Source organism: Flavobacterium sp., assembly GCF_023151265.1.
GTDB lineage: Bacteria > Bacteroidota > Bacteroidia > Flavobacteriales > Flavobacteriaceae > Flavobacterium.
Map to the genome: position 1 here is coordinate 23,228 of NZ_JAKLJH010000001.1, position 22,043 is coordinate 45,270.

The following is a 22,043-nucleotide window of genomic DNA, read 5'->3' on the forward strand; positions in this document are numbered from 1 at the left end:
ATAATTAGCACTTCAAAATTTTAGGTTTGAAGTTTAGAGAAGTAATTCGAGTCAACAGGAAAGTAGCTTGGCTACAACTGTTCTAAATCAATTTTTAATTGCAAAGTAAATCAATAGTAAAAACTATGATGAATAATAGAAATAATAAAGATAAAAACCAAATCAAAAGGTTTAACAAAATCACGATAGGATTAGCTTCTCCAGAATCTATTTTAGGAGAATCTAGAGGTGAGGTTTTAAAACCAGAGACTATCAACTATCGTACACACAAACCAGAAAGAGATGGTCTTTTCTGTGAGCGTATTTTCGGACCTGTTAAAGATTACGAATGTGCTTGTGGAAAATATAAAAGAATTCGCTACAAAGGAATCGTTTGTGACCGATGTGGTGTTGAAGTAACAGAGAAAAAAGTACGTAGAGATAGAGTAGGACACATCAACCTTGTTGTGCCAATCGCTCACATCTGGTACTTCCGTTCGTTACCAAACAAAATTGGTTATATTTTAGGTTTACCATCTAAGAAATTAGATATGATTATTTACTACGAAAGATACGTAGTAATTCAAGCAGGTATTGCTAAAAATGCTGATGGCGAATCATTACAAAGATTAGATTTCCTTACGGAAGAAGAGTATTTAAATATTTTAGATACACTTCCAATGGAAAATCAATATTTAGATGATAACGATCCAAATAAATTCATCGCTAAAATGGGTGCTGAATGTATTATGGATTTATTAGCACGTACAGACTTAGATGAACTTTCTTATAGTTTACGTCACGCAGCTAATAACGAAACATCTAAACAACGTAAAACAGAAGCATTAAAACGTTTAAATGTTGTAGAATCATTCCGTGAGTCTAACTTAAACAGAGAAAACCGTCCTGAATGGATGATTTTAAAAGTAATTCCAGTTATTCCACCAGAATTACGTCCGTTAGTACCACTTGATGGAGGTCGTTTTGCAACTTCAGATTTAAATGATTTATACAGAAGAGTTATCATCCGTAACAACCGTTTAAAAAGATTAATGGAGATTAAAGCTCCAGAAGTTATCTTAAGAAACGAAAAACGTATGTTACAAGAATCGGTAGATTCATTATTTGATAATACACGTAAAGCTTCTGCTGTTAAAACAGAATCAAACAGACCATTAAAATCTTTATCAGATTCATTAAAAGGTAAACAAGGTCGTTTCCGTCAAAACTTATTAGGAAAACGTGTGGATTATTCTGCTCGTTCAGTAATTGTCGTTGGACCAGAAATGAAATTGTTCGAATGTGGTCTTCCAAAAGATATGGCTGCTGAACTATACAAACCATTCGTTATTCGTAAGTTAATCGAGAGAGGAATCGTTAAAACAGTTAAGTCGGCTAAGAAAATTATCGACAAAAAAGAGCCTGTAGTATGGGATATTTTAGAGAATGTAATTAAAGGACATCCTGTATTATTAAACCGTGCTCCTACGCTTCACCGTTTAGGTATTCAAGCATTCCAACCTAAGTTAATTGAAGGAAAAGCAATCCAGTTACACCCATTAGTATGTACGGCATTCAACGCCGATTTCGATGGTGACCAGATGGCGGTTCACTTACCATTAGGACCAGAAGCTATTTTAGAGGCACAATTATTAATGTTGGCTTCTCACAATATCTTGAATCCAGCTAACGGTGCTCCAATTACTGTACCTTCTCAAGACATGGTACTTGGTCTTTATTATATGACCAAAGAGCGTTTGTCTACTCCAGAAATGAAAATTTTAGGAGAAGGATTAACTTTCTATTCTGCTGAAGAGGTAAATATTGCTTTAAACGAAGGAAGATTAGAGTTAAATGCTAGAGTGAAAATTAGAGCAAAAGACTTTAATGAAGAAGGTGAATTAGTAACAAAAATTATTCAAACTACAGCAGGTAGAGTATTATTTAATGAAGTAGTACCTGAAGCTGCAGGATATATTAATGAGGTATTAACTAAGAAATCATTACGTGATATTATTGGTAAAATCTTAGCGGTGACTGACGTTCCTACAACAGCAGCTTTCTTGGATAACATGAAAGATATGGGTTATAAGTTCGCATTCCGTGGAGGATTATCTTTCTCATTAGGTGATATTAGAATTCCAGAACAAAAAACGCAGTTAATCGCTGATGCTCGTGAGCAAGTTGATGGAATTTCGATGAACTATAGTATGGGTCTTATTACCAATAACGAACGTTACAACCAAGTTATTGATATCTGGACTTCTGCTAATGCGCAATTAACAGAGTTAGCAATGAAAAATATCCGTGAAGACCAACAAGGTTTCAACTCGGTATATATGATGCTTGATTCTGGAGCGAGGGGTTCTAAAGAACAGATTCGTCAGTTAACTGGTATGCGTGGTTTGATGGCTAAGCCTAAAAAATCAACTGCTGGTGGTGGTGAAATTATTGAAAACCCAATTCTTTCTAACTTTAAGGAAGGTCTTTCGATTCTTGAGTACTTTATTTCTACTCACGGTGCGCGTAAAGGTCTTGCGGATACCGCTCTTAAAACTGCCGATGCAGGTTACTTAACTCGTAGATTACATGATGTATCTCAAGATGTTATTGTAAACTCTGTAGACTGTGGTACTTTAAGAGGAATTGAAGTTTCTGCTTTAAAGAAAAACGAAGAAATCGTTGAAACTTTAGGAGAAAGAATCTTAGGACGTGTAGCTTTACAAAATGTAGTTAATCCTCTTGATAATGAAATATTAATTCATGCTGGAGAACAAATTACAGAAGCTGTCGTTAAGAAAATTGAAGCGTCTCCAATCGAAAGAGTAGAAGTACGTTCTCCATTAACATGTGAGGCTACAAAAGGTATTTGTGCTAAATGTTACGGAAGAAACTTAGCTACAGGAAAAATGACTCAGAAAGGTGAAGCAGTTGGAGTTATTGCAGCGCAATCAATTGGTGAGCCAGGTACACAGTTAACACTTCGTACGTTCCACGTTGGAGGGGTTGCTGGAGGTATCTCTGAAGAGTCTAGTATTGTAACTCGTTTTGCTGGTAAATTAGAAATCGAAGATTTAAAAACTGTTAAAGGAGAAGATGCTGATGGAAATACAGTTGATATCGTAATTTCTCGTTCTACAGAGCTTAAATTAGTTGATGCTAAAACTGGAATTTTATTAAATACACACTATATTCCTTACGGTTCAAGTATTTTTGTTAAAGACGGAGACGTTGTTGAAAAAGGTACTACAATTTGTAAATGGGATCCATATAATGGAGTTATTGTTTCAGAATTTACAGGAAAAATTGCTTACGAAGATTTAGAACAAGGACAATCGTTCTTAGTTGAAATCGATGAGCAAACAGGTTTCCAAGAAAAAGTAATTTCTGAAGGTAGAAATAAAAAATTAGTTCCTACTTTATTAATTTATGGTAAAGATGGAGATTTAATTCGTTCTTATAACTTACCAGTAGGGGCTCACCTTATGGTAGATGATGGAGAAAAAATTAAAGCGGGTAAGATTTTAGTTAAAATTCCTCGTCGTTCTTCAAAAGCGGGAGATATTACAGGAGGTTTACCAAGAATTACCGAGTTGTTAGAGGCTCGTAATCCTTCAAACCCTGCAGTAGTTTCTGAAATTGATGGAGTTGTAACTTTCGGAAAAATTAAGAGAGGTAATCGCGAAATCGCTATCGAGTCTAAATTTGGTGAAGTGAAGAAATACTTAGTAAAACTTTCTAACCAAATCTTAGTTCAAGAAAACGATTACGTTAAAGCGGGAACTCCACTTTCTGACGGAGCAATTACACCAGAAGATATCTTAAGAATTCAAGGACCATCTGCTGTTCAACAGTATTTAGTAAATGAAATTCAAGAGGTTTATCGTTTACAAGGGGTAAAAATCAATGACAAACACTTTGAGGTGGTTATTCGTCAGATGATGCGTAAAGTAAGAATTGTTGATCCAGGAGATACTTTATTCTTAGAAGATCAATTAGCTCATACAAGCGATTTCCTTGTTGAAAACGACAAATTATACGGAATGAAAGTAGTAGAGGATGCAGGTGACTCTGAGAATTTAAAACCAGGTCAAATCATTTCTCCACGTCAGTTAAGAGACGAAAATTCGTTATTAAAACGTAATGATAAAAACTTAGTAGTAGCTCGTGATGTTATTACAGCAACTGCAACTCCAGTACTTCAAGGTATTACGAGAGCATCGTTACAAACGAAATCATTCATTTCTGCTGCATCGTTCCAGGAAACAACTAAAGTATTAAACGAAGCTGCAGTAGCAGGTAAAGTAGATACTTTAGAAGGATTAAAAGAAAATGTTATTGTAGGTCACAGAATCCCAGCTGGTACAGGTATGAGAGACTACGACAATACAATAGTAGGTTCTAAAGAAGAATACAATGAGTTAATGGCTGCTAAAGAAGAGTTTAACTACTAATTAGCTTCATTATTCCAATACAAAGCCTAACAGATTTTCTGTTAGGCTTTTTTTTTACCCAAATAATACTTATTCTTGTAAAAGATTTTCAAATAGTACTTAAATGAACTAATAACATAATATAGGTCAAATACATTTAAAAACTTCTATGACTTATATGTTTAAAAAATAAAAAAAATGGAAAATAACAATCAACAAGGACAAATCAACATCGAGTTAGACGAGCAAACGGCTGAAGGAATCTATTCCAACTTAGCAATTATCAATCATTCTAATTCTGAGTTTGTGGTAGATTTTGTAACGATTATGCCTGGAGTACCAAAAGCGAAAGTAAAATCTAGAATTATTTTAACGCCTCAACACGCAAAACGTTTATTAAAAGCATTAGGAGAAAATATTCACCGTTTTGAAAGTGCTCACGGAAAAATTGAAGAAAGCGAACAACCACCAATTCCTTTAAATTTTGGTCCAACAGGACAAGCTTAATAACCAAAAGTCTCGTATATTGCGAGACTTTTTTAGTTAATTACCTATGAATTTGATAAAAACAAATACCGAACATATTCCTATTATCATCGACTTAACCAAGAAAATTTGGCCTGTAGCCTATGGAGAAATCTTATCCAAAGCACAATTAGATTACATGATTGACAAGTTCTACGATGAAACTGCTTTGAGCCAATTAATGCAAAAAGGACACGTTTTTTATTTAGCACAAGATGATAAGGATAAGTACGTAGGTTTTCTTTCCTATGAAATTAACTCTGAACCTAACAAAACCAAAATTCACAAAATCTACGTGTTGCCCGAAACACAAGGAACAGGTTTAGGAAGACAATTCTTTGAATTTGTAAAAGAAAAAGCAATCGAAAATAACCAATATATTATTTTCTTAAACGTAAACAAATACAACAATGCCATACATTTTTACAATAAACTAGGCTTCTCAAAAGTAAAAGATGAAATAATTGATATTGGAAATGGTTATGTAATGGATGACTATGTGATGGAGGTTAATATTATGCAATAACAAATAAGAATTATCGTTATACTAAAGTGAAAAATTGTATAATTAATCTTATAAAAATGAAATATCTTTTATTAGCGTTCTTTTTTCTTCAAATTTCTTATTCTCAAAATGTTTCAATTCAGTTAAAATTTCAAAATGCTTCTGATTCTATTCCTATAGTTGTTAGTAAATCAATAAATGAAAATGCGGCTTATTTTTTATATCATTCAGACACAATTTATACAAAAAATAACAAAGCTGAATTAAAATTTGATGCTAGCAATCCTGGTTATCTTTACTTTGTGTTTTCTAAAGTTAATCCGGGAATAAATATATTGTATGAACCAAATGAAACGATTGTTTTAAATGTTTCTAAAAATCAAGATAATAAATATCAGATTCATTATGAAGGTAGAAATAGCTCTATTTTATTAGCAATAAATATAGATTCGATTTATAAATACCAAAAATTTTCACAAAAATTAAAACCGGTGATTTTTAATGCAAATAAAGGAACTGATATTTTGAATTTTATAAAGAATGAGCATAAATTAGAATCTGAAAGATTGAAAACTTTTTTTGAAAAAGGGGAAATCTCTAAAGATATTTATGAAATTTCAAAACTCTATCTCGAAACAACACTAGCTAATAATTCAAAAAGCATTATTGAAGATGTTTTTAGAATAGAAGAGGAGTTCACAAAGACAAAATTACCTAAAAGTGAGTTTTTAGATTTATTAAACAGTTTAATGACGGAATTTAATCCGTTTGATGATAAATTTAAAAATTTTACAACATTTGCTTTTTTTGATAATGTTCAATCATTTACAAGATTTATGAACGAAAGCGGTTTTGAGGAAAAACGTTATGATATGGGATTATGGAAGAATAAAAATGTTAGAGATTACTATAATTTTATTCCATTGCCTTTGCAAGAAAAATTATTTGTTCATTTATTTAGTAACGATAGATTAGATGAAAATGATTTTAAACAATTTAAAAAAGTATTTCCAAATAGTAGATACACAGCTTATTTAGAAGAATATTTGAGAAATAAAAAAGTTTCAGATTACAAACCTTATGCTTTTGGTTATTTTCTAAACGGAAAATTTGAATATAATAAACAAGTAAATAGTGTTGATATAACTTCTATTATAAAAGATAATTTTAGCGGGAAAGCCGTTTTTGTTGATTTATGGGCTTCATATTGCGCACCTTGTTTTCAAGAGTTTTCTCATTCTCAAAAGCTATTTGCCTTTTTGAAAACAAATAATATCGAAATGTTATATTTAGCAATAGATAAAGACAAGGAAATTACCAAATGGCTTCCAAATATTAAAAATAATCATCTAGAAGGGAATCATATTTTTACGTCAGATAAAATTCAAGAATCTCTTCAGAAACTTTTAAACGAACCCAACGGTGTTTTTATTCCGAGATATTTATTGTTTAATGAAAAAGGAGAGTTGGTTCTTCCATCCACAAAAAAACCTTCTGAAAGTCAAGTTTTGTATGATGAAATTTTAAATGCTTTGAAATAGTACATTCTGATATTGCAATGAAAAAAACACTAGTTATTTTATTTATTCTATTTGGTTTTACAATCTATTCACAAGAATTCAATCCAAAAACAATAAATCTTTCACAAAATCCTGAAATCACAGATTTTAGTTTCTTAAAAGAAGAATTGAAAGATATTCAAGTAGTTATGCTTGGAGAAAATACGCATTTTGATGGAAATGTATTTGAAATGAAAACTAAAATCGTTCAATATTTGCATCAAGAGATGGGGTTTAATACAATCGCATTTGAATCTGGAATTTATGATGTATGGAAAGCGCAAAAGAATATTGAGAAAGGTCAAAATGTAAAGGAATCACTTTCAAATTCTTTGTTTTCTATTTGGGCAAAAAGAAATGAATTTCAAAGTTTTATCGAGTTTTATAATCAGAATAAGAAAAATTTAAATCTGTTTGGTTTTGATTATCAGATTACTGGTAAGAATGGGACGGTTAATCTTTCTAAGGATTTTTTTAACTATTCTAAAAGAATTAATTATAAATTAAAGCTGAAACAAGAAGATTTTGAGTTGCTTTTAGAATCGATTACTAATTCTGGTATGTTTGATGAAGAAGACATTTCTTATGAGCAATTTAAAACCGAATTAACATCATTTAAAACTAAAATTAGTCAGCAAAAAGATTCTGAAGAAAAGTTTTATTGGAATCAAATTGTAAAAAGTCTTTTAGAGTTAGGTTACGATGCTATTTCAAAAGAAGAGATTTCAAGTACTTTCAATACAACTTCATATGACAATATTCGCGATAAACAAATGGCGGATAATTTATTGGCTTACTTGAAACAAAATCCTGAGGCTAAAATAATTTGTTGGGGAGCCAACGTACATTTCGTAAATAATAAGAGTTCAATTACTGAACCTATATTAAAAGAGTTTGTACCAATGGGTTCTTACATTAAAGGAGAACTAAAAAGCAAGGTGTATAGTTTAGCTGCTGTAACGGCTGAGGATTCTATTTATCTTCAAAATAAATGGCACAAAACACCAATTAAAAAGCACTCATTTGAGTATTTTTTAAAAGAAAAAAATGCGTCACCACATGTTTTCATTTCTTCAAATCAAATTGGAATGCAAATTTTAGCATGGAATCGACTTTTTAGCCCAATTACATTTGTGGAAAGTAAATTAAATGAGTTGCATGATGGTTATCTCTATTTTAGAAGTGTTACACCTTCCACTATAATAGATTCAGATGAAGAGAATAAAGTTTCTAAAACTAAAGATATACTAACGGCTAATTTATCAGAGCCTAATGATGATGAACTTAAAAAAAGGGAATTAAATGAAGTTGTTATTTACGGAAAAAGAACAGCTTATCAGATAATGAAAAGCGTTATTGAGTCTTTGGAGAAAAATTATCCTGATAATCCCTTTAATTCATCGATGAAAACGAATATACAAGCCAAGATTGCAACGATTACTTATCTCGATTTTGATTTTTTTGCCGAACAATATGATTTAGGTTACGTAAATCATATCAACAGAAGTACAAAAAATATAAAAGAGTTAAGATGGAATAAGAAAGGCGATTTTTTGTCCGACAACTTAAGAGAATATCATGGTTTGATGTACAATTGTCCAATAAAATATGCGCCTTTTTTGAAAAAAGGAAAGTTTCAGAAATTTATTTTTCAAATTGAAGAAACTAAGATGTACAACAATGAAGAAGTTTTTGTGATTAATTATTCATCACCAAGAAATCATTCCACTTTTACAAGACGCGTTTTCTTAAGTGATTATTCAGGATATTTGTACGTGAATAAAAAAGATTTTGCTATTGTAAAGATTTTCGAAAATTGGTCAGTAACTGAGTTTCCAGAACATTTCAGAGAAGGATTTAATCTTAAGAATTCGTTGTCAAAATACACTTCAAAAGAATATAAAAACGAATCGATACTTACCGATTTTACAAAGATTGGTGAGTACTATTTCATTACACAATCTACAAGTGTTTTATGTGGAAATGTTTATAACAATACATCTGATAAAGATGAATTTGAAATTATCGTAAATTCAAATTGGAATGATTTTAACATTCAAAATCCTATTCAAATAAAAAATAAAGAGGAAGAACATTCGTTTGAAAAAGTAAAATATAATGCTGGTTTTTGGAATGATTTTAAGTTTTAAATCTTTTGAAATGTTTTTAAAATATTAAAGTTTTTATTTTTTTGAAACGGGTTTTATAAATTGTAAGGAAGTACTGTGAATTGTGAAAAGAAAAATTTATAGATAATTATAAATATCACTTATGAAAAAAATTCTATTAATTTTAATGGTTGCTCAATTTTTTATTAGTTGTAAGGATGAAACAAACAATCTTACAATTGATAATAAAAACTTTATTGTAGGTAATTGGGATTTCTTAATAGAAAATGGATTTAACTGTTATGAGTGCAATCAGATAGTATTCGAAACTAATGGAACTGGAAATCTTATAATTTCATCAACGGAAAAAATAGAATTTGTCTATGAACTATTTCCTAATAAAAAAATAAAATTTGACTTTATTGAAAAAGGAACTCAGACCTTTTTTAAAGAATCTGAAATGTTCTATTATAAAAATCAAACAATAAATGATATCGAATATTTTGATTTATTTGATTTAAAAAACAGAGAAATAATACATTCACTTATAAGAACTTCACCTAGCAAAAATATTAAATAAAATTACCTTTTGCTCAGGTTAACTTTTTTAAATTAATATATTTTCTATCGATTCCTCTCCCCATAATTTCTCTTCCCAGTAAACTTCCCTTTATTACTTGGTAAACTTGCTTCTTCGGTTTTGCTAGAAGGTTCTATTAATCTATTTAATTCTGTTATTTCAGCATCGGTTAAGTTTCGGTATTTGCCTTCTTGTACGTCTAAAGAAATGTTGATGATTCGAGTACGTTTTAAAGCCGTTACTTCGTAATCTAAATATTCACACATTCTACGAATTTGTCTATTCAAACCTTGCGTTAAAATAATTCGAAAAACGTATTTGCTAATTTGTTCTACTTTACATTTCTTGGTAATCGTTTCTAAAATCGGAATTCCGTTTGCCATTCGGTCTATAAATCTATCCGTAATTGGTTTGTTTACGGTTACGATATATTCTTTTTCGTGGTTGTTTCTTGCGCGAAGAATCTTGTTTACAATATCACCATCATTCGTCATAAAAATCAAACCTTCACTGGCTTTATCCAAACGACCAATAGGAAAAATACGCTCTGGATAATTGATGAAATCAACAATGTTGTCACGCACGCTCAAATTAGTAGTACATTCAATTCCAGCAGGTTTGTAAAACGCTAAATAAATAGGTTTCTCATTTTTCTGTTGTACCAATTCACCATTCACACGAACTTCATCACCAGGCGCAACTTTAGTGCCCATTTCCGGAATCTTTCCGTTAATAGTCACTCTACCTTGCTCAATCAAACGATCAGCTTCTCTACGAGAACAAAAACCGGTTTCCGATAAAAATTTGTTGATGCGTACTGTATTTTCTTCCATAATGCAAAGATAAGTTTTTTTAGTGATTTTTTTGTCGCACAAAGTTTCTCAAAGTTTTCACAGAGTAACACAAAGTTACTTTATAAAATTTTGAATCAAAAAAAAGACAAGTAAAGCGCTCTGTGTAACTCTTTCAACACAATCAAAATCAAAAAAAACTCTGTGAAACTCTGTGTGATAAAAACAAAAAAAAGCCCTTTTAAAAAAAAAAGGACTTTCATTTATTTGGAAAAGGATTCAATTAGATGCTAGCAAATAATTTTTCCATTTTTTCTTTTTCTTCGTCAGCTAAAACACCGTCTACTAAGATTCTTCCACTGTGCTCATCTGTAATGATTTTTTTGCGAGCTGCAATTTCCATTTGCGTTTGTGGTGGAATTGTAAAGAATGAACCAGCAGAAGCGCCACGCTCAATAGAAACAACCGCTAAACCGTTTCTTACGCTGTTTCTAATTCTGTCGTAAGCAGCAATTAAACGCTCTTCAATTTGACCTCTTAATTCTTCTGATTTTGCTGATAAGAAGTTTTCTTCTTTTTCAGTTTCAGCCATAATGTCGCTTAATTCTGCTTTTTTATGTTTTAAGTGGGTTTGTTTTCCATCTAGTTTTTCTTTAGTTTGAGCTACTACTTCTTTTTTGTGCTCAATAGAAGCTTTCATTTCTTTAATGTGTTTTTCAGCCAATTGAATTTCTAATTCCTGAAACTCCACTTCTTTAGTTAAAGAGTTGAATTCTCTATTGTTACGAACGTTTTTTTGTTGCTCTAAATATTTTTTAATCGCAGCTTTGTGCTCGTCGATAGCATTTTTCTTTTCTTTGATTTGATCGTCAATAGTCTCTAAATCACTTTTTAGTTTCTCTAAACGAGTAGAAAGTCCTGCAACTTCATCTTCTAAATCTTCTACTTCAAGAGGCAATTCTCCTCTTACATTTCTTATTTCGTCTATTTTAGAATCAACTAGTTGTAAAGCATAAAGGGCTCTTAACTTATCTTCTACACTTAGCTCTTTGATTGTTGCCATATTTAAAAGTACTTAACTGGATTTGTATTTTCTTCTGATAAAATAATTCCGCATTGCAGCGAATTTGGTGCAAAATTAGTGATTTTTTCTTTAAGAAAATCAACAATATAATTTTTTGTAAATCTTTCGCTTTCAAAATGTCCAATATCGGCCAAAAGTAACTGATTTTCAGCTTCATAGAATTGGTGATATTTTATGTCGGCCGTAAGATAAGCATCTGCTCCTGAGGAAATTGCATTCTTGATTGCAAAACTACCACTTCCGCCTAAAACAGCTACTTTTTTTATTGATTTTCCGGTAAAAGCTGAATGTCTGATGCCGTCACATTCTAATTTTTCTTTTACCAATTGCAAAAATTCGGTTTCAGAAAGCGGATTTTCGAATTCACCCACGCGACCTAAACCAATATTTTGGTGTTTATTTTCCAATTGATAAATTTCATAAGCTACTTCTTCATACACATGATTTTTGAATAAAGCTTTCAAGATTTTCCCTTGTAAATGCTTTTCAAACGTCATTTCAATTTTAATTTCTTCGTTTTCTACAAATTCAAAACGTTCGCCAATTTGCGGATTCGAATTTTCATTTCCCATATACGTTCCAATTCCTTTCGAACTAAAACTACAATCTTCATAATTTCCAATGGTTCCAGCTCCAGCATCAAATAAGGCATTTCGCAATTTTTCAACATTTTCTGGAATCGTATAAGTAACTAATTTTTGAATGTAATTTTCTTTCGGAATTAAAACTTTCGAAAGTTTCAACCCTAACGCATCACAGAAAATTTTATTCACACCTTTTTGATGGTTGTCCAAAGCAGTATGAACCGCATAAATTGCAATATCATTTTTTATTGCTTTTAAAATCGCACGTTCCACATAATTTTTACCCGTAATTTTCTTAATTCCCGAAAACAAAATAGGATGGAAGCAAACTACCAAATTACATTTTTTCGAAATCGCCTCATCAATAACCGATTCCAATGCATCATGACAAACTAAAACGCCATCAATTTCCTGATTCGGATTTCCAACTAAAAGTCCAACATTGTCAAAATCTTCGGCATAACCTAATGGCGCCATTTCTTCAAGAATAGAAAGTATATCGGAAAGTTTCATTTGTTTTAATTTATATATCAAAGATAAAAATTCAATTCGTTTATATTATGATTTTTGGTAGAAAATATATTAGCACGATTTTTGTATATTTGTAAAACAAATTCATCTGTTATGACAACAATAACCATAAAAATTAACGAGCGTTCAAAAAAGGGCAAAGCTTTCTTAGAGTTTGCAAAGACTTTTTTTGCCGAAGGTAAAGACGTTGAGATAATTAAGTCCGATGATAAAAAAACCAAAAAAGAAAAGAGTATTTACAGCGATGCTTTTATTGCAAAAATGAAAAAAGCAGAGGAAAATATTAAAAATGGAGATTGTATAACGATTGATCCTAATGATGTATGGGGAAGTTTAGGCTTAAAGTAACTAAAATTGCTCAAAAAGATATAGACAAGCATATAAAGTCAGGTAATAAAAATTCAATCAAAGCCATAGAGAAAATTATGGTAGAACTAACTGAAAATCCTTTTGAAGGTTATGGAAACCCAGAAGCTTTAAAATACGAATTTTCCGGTTATTGGTCCAGAAGAATTAATGCTAAAGACAGAATGATTTATAAAGTTGAAGAAAATATTGTTACGGTAACTATAGTTTCTGCAATGGGACATTATTCTGACAAATAACCTATGGATTTCCTTCGAAAAATACTTTTTCCGTTAGCCTTTTTGTATTGGCTTATTACGTTTATCCGAAATTGGCTTTACGACAAAGGCATTTTCAAAAGTTATTCCTTTACTATTCCAATAATTGCTGTTGGAAATTTAAGCGTTGGTGGAACTGGAAAAACACCTCAAATCGAATATTTAATTCGTTTACTATCTGATAAATATAAAGTCGCGGTTTTGAGTCGCGGTTACAAACGAACTTCTGAAGGTTTTATTTTGGCGGACGAAAACGCAACTGCGAGCTCTATTGGTGATGAACCTTTTCAGTTTTATTCAAAATTTCCAAATATTCAAGTAGCGGTTGATGCCAATCGTAAAAACGGAATTGAAAATTTATTACAACTCTCAAACAAGCCTGATGTTATTTTATTGGATGACGCTTTTCAACACAGAAAAGTAAAAGCTGGGTTTTATATTTTGCTTTCGGCTTATGACGATTTGTTTTGTGATGATTTTATTTTGCCTTTCGGGAATTTACGCGAACCGTCTTCAGGAAAAAAACGTGCCGATATGATAATTGTCACAAAATGTCCGAACGATTTGTCCGAACTTGCACAGCAGAAAATCAGAGAGAAGTTGAAGGTAAAGCAACAAGTTTTCTTCACTACAATTCAGTACGATGATTATGTTTTTGGAAATGATAGTCAATTATTGGTTTCCGAAATTCAATCAGAAAGTAAAGTGTTGGTTGCTGGAATTGCAAAACCTAAATTGTTCTTCGATTTTCTACAAAGTGAAAAGGATGATACTTTGGTGTTTCCAGATCATCATCATTTTTCGAGACAAGATTGTGAGCAAATTTTAGCGAAAGCTAGCGGAAGAAAAATAATTACAACAGAAAAAGATTTTGTTCGTTTAAACGGATTATTGCCAAAATCGCAATTGTTCTATTTACCAATAAAATCTACTTTTTTAAATACAAATATTGATAAAACGATAGAAGATTATGTGGGAAAAGGTTCAAGAAACAGTTAGTTATATTAAAAACAAAACCAATTTTACTCCAGAATACGGCGTAATTTTAGGTTCAGGATTAGGAGGATTTACAGCGGATATTACTATCGAACATACATTGCCTTATTCAGAAATTCCAAATTTTCCAGTTTCAACGGTTCAAGGTCATCAAGGTGCTTTGGTTTTTGGAACCATTCAAGGGAAAAAAGTGGTGGCAATGCAAGGACGTTTTCATTTTTATGAAGGCTACGATATGAAGCAAGTAACGTTTCCAGTTCGTGTAATGAAATATTTAGGAGTTGAAAGATTGATTGTTTCCAATGCTTCGGGAGGTGTTAATCCTGAATATGTTGTTGGAGATGTTGTGGTGATTACAGATCATATTAATATGATGCCCGAACATCCATTACGAGGTCATAACGATGAACGTTTTGGACCAAGATTCGTAAATATGAGCGAGCCTTATTCTAAAGCTATGATTGAGAAAGCATTTGAATTGGCTGAGGATTTAAATATTTATCTTAAAACAGGAATTTATTTAGGATTACAAGGTCCAACCTTTGAAACCCTTGCTGAATATAAAATGGTAAAAGCCTTAGGCGCAGATTGCGTTGGAATGTCAACCGTTCCAGAAGTCATTGTTGCGCGTCACATGAATATGGAATGTTTTGGTGTTTCTGTAATTACCGATATGGGTGACGAGGATAATATCGAAGAAGTAAACCATGAAGAAGTCTTACAAGCGGCTCAAAAAGCAGAACCTCATGTAAGAAACTTAATTAAGAATTTGATTGCTCAGTACTAGTTAAGTATTTGGTAACAACCGTATAGAAATGCTCTGGTTCAAAAGGTTTGGTGATTACTTCATTCATGCCGTAGGACAAGAGCATTTCTCTGTTTTCATTAAGAGATATTGCTGTTAATGCCACAATAGGTGTGTGGTTGTTGAATTTTCTAATTTCACTAGTTGCTTCAGTTCCATTAATTCCTGGAAGGTGAACATCCATAAGAATTAAATCGTAGTTGTTTACTTTTGCATCTTCAATTGCATCTTCTCCATTGTCGATAATTTTACATGAAATGCCTCTTTTTTCAAGCATTTTTTGTGTAATCATTTGGTTGATTTTATTGTCTTCAACTAAAAGGACTTTTTTCTCGTTTAGTAGCGTAATATCAGGTTTAGTTTCAATTATTTTAGTTTTGCTTGCAACTCCTTTTTCAAATTGTAATTCAAAACCAAAAGTACTTCCTTTTCCAGATTCACTTGTTAAGTGAATTTCACTTCCCATTAATTCTAAGATTTTCTTCACAATGGAAAGTCCTAAACCTGTTCCTCCATAAGTGCGATTAATTTCAACCGATCCTTGGCTAAAACTGTCAAAAATGGCATCTTGTTTTTCTTTTGGAATTCCAATTCCGTTATCTTTTATTTCAAAAAATAAAGTTACATTATTTTCTGTTTCTTCTTTCTTTTTTATGGTGCACCAAACATCTCCGTTTTTACTAAATTTAATAGCATTATTGAGAAGATTAATAAGTATTTGCGATAATTTTGTTGGGTCACCTTTCAAATTATAATCAATAGATTTATCAATATCTAGATGACATTTGATGTTATTTTCGTGTATAAATTCTTTGAAGGAAATCACGATGTTCTCTGTAAGCTCGGATAAGTTGAAATTTATTTTTTCGAGTACTACTTTATCCGATTCTAAACGGTTGATTTCTAAAATGTCATTGATGAAGTTAAGTAAATAATTTCCAGAAAATTCAAGTGATTTTAAATAGTTTAATTGACTTGCTTTTGGTTTTTCTTGTAATAAAAGATAGGTAATACCATTAATGGCGTTCAAAGGCGTTCGAAGTTCGTGACTTACAGTTGATAAGAAATCAGCTCTAGCTTTTGATGCTCGTTCTGCTTTTTCTTTTTCAATGGTTAGTTCCTTGTTTTTCTCTTTTAAAAGTTTGTTAGTGCTAATTCTAATTTTGTTGTTTTTGTATAATGATAAACTCAATAACGATAAAATCGAAATCAGAGCAATACTCAAAATACTAATCAATTTAGAAAATCGTAGCGTTTTTTGCTGACTTTTTTTCTCTTTATCTAATTGTTCAATCGTTTTAAGTTGCTTATCAAATTGAATTTTATCAACGGTATTTTCAGCAACATAAGTGTTGTAATATTTTCCAATTGAATCCGTTAAATCAGCGTATTTTTTTAGATATAAATTAGCATTCGAAATGTTTTTACTCTTTTCATAAGTAGTACTAAGAAGTTTGTAAATACGTTTCGTAAGTTGGTAATCGTTATTGTTTGCTTCGTTGGTTTGATTGGCAAGATTTAGAAAATTAATTGCTTGCGAAAAATTTTTCTTAATGATTTCAATTTCTCCCAACTGAATATAAGCTTCAGTTTTTGTACTCAAAAAAGCATCATCGCTAATATTCTCAATTACTCTTTTTAAAATTATAGAGGCTTCGTTGTATTTTCCTTTTTCTTTTTTAATAATGGCTTTTTGAAGATTGATTAACTCAATAGCTTCAAGGAAATTTAAACTTTTATAAACAACAGTTGCTTTCTCAAAGTAAATTTCAGCAAAGGCGATATTGTTTTTTTTAAGATAACATTTTCCCAAACCATAGTAAGAAAGTGCAATATTTGAATTTGGCTCGCTTTTGCTAAAAATGCTAATTGCTCTGATGTAATAATCAATGGCTAAGTCATTTTTTTCAAGTTCGTAAAAAATAGTAGCAAGTTGTAGATAGCAATCGGCTAATTTTTTGTCTAATTTATTTTTTTTAGCATATTCAATCGCTTTTTCGGTATATAAAATGGCTTTTGTATATGATTTTTTAGCTTCTTTGTTAAAAAGACCAATTTCTAAATAGTAGTCAGTACTATCGCTAATTTTTCCTGCATCTTTATAGACAGACTGCGTGTAACCATTTATAGTTACGAGTAGAAATAATATGAAAAGTCGTTTAATCAAGAAATGCCTGAGTTAAATTTAACCCTGCAATTTAAGTTTTTTAGCGATAATAAAAAACTTTATTTTTTAGAAACGAACGTAATTAAATCAATTAATCTAGAAGAATAGCCTATTTCATTATCATACCAACCCACAATTTTAACCATTTTATCGATAACAGAAGTTAATTGCGCGTCAAATAAACAAGAGTTTTGATTTCCGATAATATCCACAGAAACGATTGGATCTTCAGTATAATCTAAGATTCCTTTAAAATTAGTTTCAGCAGCTTTTTTAAATGCTTGGTTGATTTCTTCAATAGAAACTTGTCGTTTAACATTGAATGTAATATCGGTCAATGAACCATCAGGAACTGGAACTCGAATACCACACCCACCAATTTTTCCTTCTAATTCTGGGAATATTTTAGTCAAAGCTTTTGCTGCTCCAGTTGTTGTTGGAACAATTGATTGTGCTGCACCACGAGCTCGACGTAAATCTTTATGTGGTTGGTCGTGTAAACTTTGGTCAGTAGTGTAAGAGTGAACCGTGGTAATGTATGCTTGTTCAATTTCGCACAATTCCTGAATGATTTTAATCATCGGAGCGGCATTATTTGTCGTACAACTTGCATTGGAAATTATCGTTTCGCTTCCATCTAAAATGTGTTCGTTAACCCCTAAAACAACGGTTTTTATTTCATCAACTTCAGATGGCGCTGAAAGAATTACCTTTTTCGCTCCAACTAAAATATGTTGGTTAATATCTTCAAACGTTTTGAATTTCCCTGTCGATTCAATAACAATATCAACATTAACTGATTTCCAATCTAAATTTTTAATTTCTCTTTCGTGAAAAAACAAATAGGATTTATCATCAATGATAATCGAATCGTCAGAAAACGAAACTTTATGATTCAAAACACCGTGAATGCTATCGTATTTTACCAAATGCGCCATTGTTTTATTATCGGCAATGTCGTTTATGGCAACCACTTCAATAGTAGGATGATTCAAAAGCAATCGGAACAAATTACGTCCAATTCTTCCAAAACCATTAATAGCAATTTTTGTTTTCATTCTTAAGTTTAAAAGTTTATGGGTTTAAAAGTTTAAAAGGAAATTAAGTTTAGAGGTTTTGCCAACCCTTTTAAACTTATAACCTTCTAACCTCATAACCTTTTTAATGAATATGTTTCTCTGCATGATAAGAAGAACGTACTAAAGCACCACTTTCCACATGTCTAAAACCTAATTCTTTTCCAATTTTTTCGTATTTCGCAAATTGTTCAGGTGTGATGTATTCTTTAACTGGTAAGTGTTTTTTACTTGGTTGTAAGTACTGACCAATCGTAACAATATCCACTTTTGCATCCGCTAAATCGTGTAAAACTTGAATTACTTCTTCTTCCGTTTCACCTAAACCTAACATGATACCCGATTTCGTTCTTTTGATGCCTTGCTCTTTCAAGTAACGCAAAACCTCTAAACTTTTTTCATATTTCGCTTGAATACGAACTTCACGTGTTAAACGTTTTACGGTTTCCATGTTGTGGGAAACTACTTCTGGAGCAACTTCAATAATTCTATCTAAATTTCTAGTATTTCCTTGAAAATCTGGAATTAACGTTTCTAAAGTAGTATTAGGATTCATTCGGCGAATGGCTTTCACGGTTTCTGCCCAAATAATCGAACCCATATCTTTTAAATCATCACGATCCACACTAGTAATAACCGCATGTTTGATGTTCATAATTTTGATAGAACGCGCTACTTTTTCAGGTTCGTCCCAATCCACCGTTTCTGGTCGACCAGTCTTCACACCACAAAACCCGCACGAACGTGTACAGATATTTCCTAAAATCATGAAAGTTGCGGTTCCTTCGCCCCAACATTCGCCCATATTAGGACAACTTCCCGAAGTACAAATTGTATTCAGTTTGTATTTGTCTACTAAACCTCTAAGTTCGGTGTAGTTTTTACCTGTTGGTAATTTTACGCGCAACCATTTTGGTTTGGGTTCTCTTGGTGGAAAAACATTATCAATAGCCGTGTCCATAATCAAAATTTTGATAGGCAAAGATACGATTAGAAATTTAGAATTTAGAAGTAAGAATTTAGAAAATGAGAAAACTTTAGGAAAGTTTTAGGAAATGTAAAAGAAGATTATTTAAAATCGATTTTCTCTTTTTTCAATTTTTCAACAAAAGTAATTCGATTTCGTTCAATATGATCAAATAAGCCTATCGGATAATTACAATTATAAAAATGATCAAATCGATTTCCAGAAAATATTTTTGAAAAATTTACATACTCAATAGATTTCATAAAAATAATTGATAAATCTCCTTTTCTTAGGCAACTATTTTGTTTTATACAACTTTTAACATTTAATGATGTTGTATCTAATATACTTTCAATAATTGCATCTCTGTTTTTGATGTAATTAACTTTTAAATCATTAAAGTTTTTATTTTCAACAAAACGATTAGAGGATGAATCCCAAGTTAGAGTGTGATTAAAATTGAATTCGATCTCAATATTATTAGTTTGCTTTTCAGAACACGAAGAAAGTAAAATTATAAAGGGCAAAAGCCATTTGATATTTTTCATATGCTTTAATGAATAGTTAAACTTCAGATAAAGTTAATAAAATATTTACTTCCCCGAAATAATCTCAGCCAACAATTTCTTAGCTCGAAGTAACTTAATTTTGATGTTATTGAGTGGTTCATCAATTTGTTCTGCCATTTCTTGATACGTCATTTCTTGAAAATAACGCATTTGAATGACTTCCTGATAAGCAGGTTTCAATTGTTTGATGTATTGTAGTAATTGGGCTAAATTTTGCTCGATAATCAATTCGTCTTCAGCAGAATTGGAATCATCAGCAACGCTGTAAGCTTGGTGGTCTTCTTCGTCATTCATTTCAATAAACAAAGATGATTTCTTTTTACGAAGCATGTCGATATGAACGTTTTTTGCAATCGCAATCAACCAAGTATTAAAACCATATTCGGGATTGTAGGTAGCGATTTTATCAAACGCTTTTGCGAAAGTTTCAATTACAATGTCTTCGGTATCGGTTTCGTTTTCAGTGCGTTTTAGCATGAATCCATAGACTTCATTCCAGAAAAAATCCAATAAAAACGTGAAAGCAACTTGGTCTCCCTTTTTTGCTTTTTCAATGTTTTCTTGAATGATTACCGAATTTACTTCCAATGTACAGGTTTTGAGATGAGATTTCTAAAAAATACGCTTAGTTGGGTAAAGATAAGCACAATTTCAATAATTGGATACCAATACATCACATCTTTTTCTTTTAGTTTTCCAGCGGCATAACCTAAAGAAATCCAAGTGAATAAATATCTAAAAACGATAATTCCAGTCACAATCATCCATTGGAATTGAAACGCCAGTAAAACAATCGCTAAAACTAAAAACCAAAACTGACTAAAGAAAAATAATCCCAATTGAAATTTATCAAATCCTTTGTAGAATTTCGCAGTGGTAGCGTGTCTTCTTTTTTGATATACCCAAGACGAAAAAGTTGTTTTTGGTTCCGAAAAAGTAAAACTTTCTGGTGTGTATAAAATTGCTGTATTCTTTTTCGTAGCCGCTTGATTAATAAATAAATCATCATCACCCGAACGAATTTTCATGTGATCCATAAAACCACGAACGTTGAAAAATTCTTCTTTTTTATAAGCTAAATTGCGCCCAACACCCATATAAGGTTTGCCAATTTTTGCCCAAGAAAAATATTGTGTAGCGGTTAACATCGTTTCAAAACGGATGATTTTGTTTAGGAAAGAATTCTTCACTTTTTCGTAAGCACCATAACCTAAAACAATCGTTTTTTCTTTGGTAAATTGAGTCGAAATTTGCAACAACCAATCGTTTGACGCTGGATAACAATCCGCATCGGTAAATACTAAATACTCATTTTTTGCTGCTTTGATTCCTAAAGTTAGCGCGAATTTTTTATTGCCCCAAAACGCTTCGTTGTTTTGAACTTTTACCAATTTCACATTCGGATATTGCTTTTCGTAACTTTCAAATAGTTCCAAAGTCTCATCGCTCGAAGCATCGTCAATTAAGACAATTTCGTAATCTGGATAATTTTGGGTAACCAAAGATTGAAAATATTTTTTGATATTTTCTTCTTCGTTTTTAGCACAAACAATTATGGAAATAGGTAAACGTTTCGGAGTTCCCTCGGTTTTTTTACCAAATGAGAATTTTCCGAAAATAAAAAGGTAATAAATAAATTGAATAAACACGATAACCGCAAAAGCGATTAAGAGTATTGTTAGTATCATAAATTTTGAAAATTAAGAGTGCGAAGGTTCGCTGCAGTCTTTCATTTGTTCAGGAGTTTTTCCGCAGTAGCTACAGTTTTCTCCATCTTTATTTAAAAACGGACTTTGGCTAGCACAAGTTCCAGCAAATTTTCCGTCTTTTTTTGCCCAAATTTTTATCGCGATACCTGCAAACGCAAGTCCTAAAAGTCCAATGGTTACCAATACAAGTTTCATCTTTTTCTATTTTGAACTGCAAAATTAATTAAAATCCAAATAACAAATCCCAAATTTCAAACAAATCTCAAAAAACAAATTCAAAATTTTTGGAACACAGATTTAAGAAATGGAAGAAATCTTTAAAGTTAGAAAATTTAGCACGCGGATAGAACAGATTTGCTAATGCAAAACGCAGATTTAAACGGATTTCTTATGTTAACTATGCAGAGTGAAACGTCCAGCTTCGGACTAAAATCTAAACAAAGCAAACCTAA

20 protein-coding genes are annotated in these 22,043 nt (G+C 31.4%); 10 read left to right on the forward strand and 10 right to left on the reverse strand.

What is annotated here, in order from left to right; genetic code table 11:
* Window positions 1-125: 125 nt before the first annotated feature.
* The 6 genes from rpoC to L6Q46_RS00160 all read left to right on the forward strand — a co-directional run bounded on the left by rpoC (window position 126) and on the right by L6Q46_RS00160 (window position 9,689).
* Entirely contained in the window at window positions 126-4,433 is a 4,308-nt protein-coding gene (rpoC, locus tag L6Q46_RS00135; protein WP_291282587.1) for a DNA-directed RNA polymerase subunit beta', read from the forward strand.
* A 177-nt stretch (window positions 4,434-4,610) separates the two neighbouring features.
* Entirely contained in the window at window positions 4,611-4,919 is a 309-nt protein-coding gene (locus L6Q46_RS00140; protein ID WP_111567663.1) for a DUF3467 domain-containing protein, read from the forward strand.
* 46 nt (window positions 4,920-4,965) lie between these two features.
* Window positions 4,966-5,463 (forward strand): GNAT family N-acetyltransferase, encoded by a 498-nt coding sequence (locus L6Q46_RS00145; protein WP_291282588.1) that lies wholly within the window; start codon window positions 4,966-4,968, stop codon window positions 5,461-5,463.
* Window positions 5,464-5,519: 56 nt separating this feature from the next.
* Window positions 5,520-6,983: a redoxin family protein gene (locus tag L6Q46_RS00150; RefSeq protein WP_291282589.1), complete on the forward strand. Its 1,464-nt coding sequence runs from the start codon at window positions 5,520-5,522 to the stop codon at window positions 6,981-6,983.
* Window positions 6,984-7,000: 17 nt separating this feature from the next.
* Entirely contained in the window at window positions 7,001-9,151 is a 2,151-nt protein-coding gene (locus L6Q46_RS00155) for an erythromycin esterase family protein (protein WP_291282590.1), read from the forward strand.
* A gap of 121 nt (window positions 9,152-9,272) precedes the next feature.
* On the forward strand, window positions 9,273-9,689 hold the full coding sequence (locus L6Q46_RS00160) for a hypothetical protein (protein WP_291282591.1): 417 nt from the start codon (window positions 9,273-9,275) through the stop codon (window positions 9,687-9,689).
* A gap of 44 nt (window positions 9,690-9,733) precedes the next feature.
* Here the strand turns inward: L6Q46_RS00160 and rluF are convergent, their stop codons facing one another.
* The 3 genes from rluF to L6Q46_RS00175 form a co-directional block, all read right to left on the reverse strand.
* Window positions 9,734-10,522, reverse strand: coding sequence for a 23S rRNA pseudouridine(2604) synthase RluF (rluF, locus tag L6Q46_RS00165; RefSeq protein WP_291282592.1), 789 nt, complete (start codon window positions 10,520-10,522; stop codon window positions 9,734-9,736).
* A 241-nt stretch (window positions 10,523-10,763) separates the two neighbouring features.
* Window positions 10,764-11,543, reverse strand: a complete 780-nt coding sequence (locus L6Q46_RS00170; protein ID WP_111567667.1) for a C4-type zinc ribbon domain-containing protein — start codon at window positions 11,541-11,543, stop codon at window positions 10,764-10,766.
* A 2-nt stretch (window positions 11,544-11,545) separates the two neighbouring features.
* On the reverse strand, window positions 11,546-12,661 hold the full coding sequence (locus L6Q46_RS00175) for a Nif3-like dinuclear metal center hexameric protein (protein ID WP_291282593.1): 1,116 nt from the start codon (window positions 12,659-12,661) through the stop codon (window positions 11,546-11,548).
* Between the two features lie 111 nt (window positions 12,662-12,772).
* Between L6Q46_RS00175 and L6Q46_RS00180 the strand changes: the two genes are divergently transcribed.
* The 4 genes from L6Q46_RS00180 to L6Q46_RS00195 are packed head-to-tail and all read left to right on the forward strand — an operon-like array spanning window position 12,773 to window position 15,085.
* Window positions 12,773-13,027: a DUF2683 family protein gene (locus L6Q46_RS00180; RefSeq protein WP_291282594.1), complete on the forward strand. Its 255-nt coding sequence runs from the start codon at window positions 12,773-12,775 to the stop codon at window positions 13,025-13,027.
* Entirely contained in the window at window positions 13,003-13,284 is a 282-nt protein-coding gene (locus L6Q46_RS00185; RefSeq protein WP_291282595.1) for a Txe/YoeB family addiction module toxin, read from the forward strand. Before L6Q46_RS00180 ends, L6Q46_RS00185 begins: the two co-directional genes overlap by 25 nt.
* Window positions 13,285-13,287: 3 nt before the next feature.
* The gene (gene lpxK, locus L6Q46_RS00190; RefSeq protein WP_291282596.1) at window positions 13,288-14,301 is read left to right on the forward strand and encodes a tetraacyldisaccharide 4'-kinase; all 1,014 of its coding nucleotides are present in this window, start codon (window positions 13,288-13,290) and stop codon (window positions 14,299-14,301) included.
* Window positions 14,273-15,085: a purine-nucleoside phosphorylase gene (locus L6Q46_RS00195; protein ID WP_291282597.1), complete on the forward strand. Its 813-nt coding sequence runs from the start codon at window positions 14,273-14,275 to the stop codon at window positions 15,083-15,085. Before lpxK ends, L6Q46_RS00195 begins: the two co-directional genes overlap by 29 nt.
* Here L6Q46_RS00195 and L6Q46_RS00200 read toward each other — a convergent pair.
* From L6Q46_RS00200 to L6Q46_RS00230, 7 genes are all read right to left on the reverse strand, one after another.
* On the reverse strand, window positions 15,060-17,270 hold the full coding sequence (locus tag L6Q46_RS00200) for an ATP-binding protein (RefSeq protein WP_291282598.1): 2,211 nt from the start codon (window positions 17,268-17,270) through the stop codon (window positions 15,060-15,062). The genes L6Q46_RS00195 and L6Q46_RS00200 overlap by 26 nt on opposite strands.
* A 59-nt stretch (window positions 17,271-17,329) precedes the next feature.
* Window positions 17,330-18,328 (reverse strand): type I glyceraldehyde-3-phosphate dehydrogenase, encoded by a 999-nt coding sequence (gene gap / locus L6Q46_RS00205; protein ID WP_291282599.1) that lies wholly within the window; start codon window positions 18,326-18,328, stop codon window positions 17,330-17,332.
* 103 nt (window positions 18,329-18,431) lie between these two features.
* On the reverse strand, window positions 18,432-19,307 hold the full coding sequence (gene lipA, locus L6Q46_RS00210; RefSeq protein WP_111567673.1) for a lipoyl synthase: 876 nt from the start codon (window positions 19,305-19,307) through the stop codon (window positions 18,432-18,434).
* Between the two features lie 107 nt (window positions 19,308-19,414).
* Window positions 19,415-19,861 carry a hypothetical protein gene (locus L6Q46_RS00215; protein WP_291282600.1) on the reverse strand — a complete coding sequence of 149 codons (447 nt, stop codon included), beginning with the start codon at window positions 19,859-19,861 and terminating at the stop codon, window positions 19,415-19,417.
* Window positions 19,862-19,906: 45 nt separating this feature from the next.
* Window positions 19,907-20,470, reverse strand: coding sequence for a sigma-70 family RNA polymerase sigma factor (locus tag L6Q46_RS00220; protein WP_073580296.1), 564 nt, complete (start codon window positions 20,468-20,470; stop codon window positions 19,907-19,909).
* Window positions 20,461-21,570, reverse strand: a complete 1,110-nt coding sequence (locus tag L6Q46_RS00225) for a glycosyltransferase (RefSeq protein WP_291282601.1) — start codon at window positions 21,568-21,570, stop codon at window positions 20,461-20,463. The genes L6Q46_RS00220 and L6Q46_RS00225 overlap by 10 nt, the downstream gene beginning before the upstream one ends.
* Window positions 21,571-21,582: 12 nt before the next feature.
* Window positions 21,583-21,786, reverse strand: a complete 204-nt coding sequence (locus tag L6Q46_RS00230) for a hypothetical protein (RefSeq protein WP_026724852.1) — start codon at window positions 21,784-21,786, stop codon at window positions 21,583-21,585.
* Window positions 21,787-22,043: the final 257 nt, after the last annotated feature.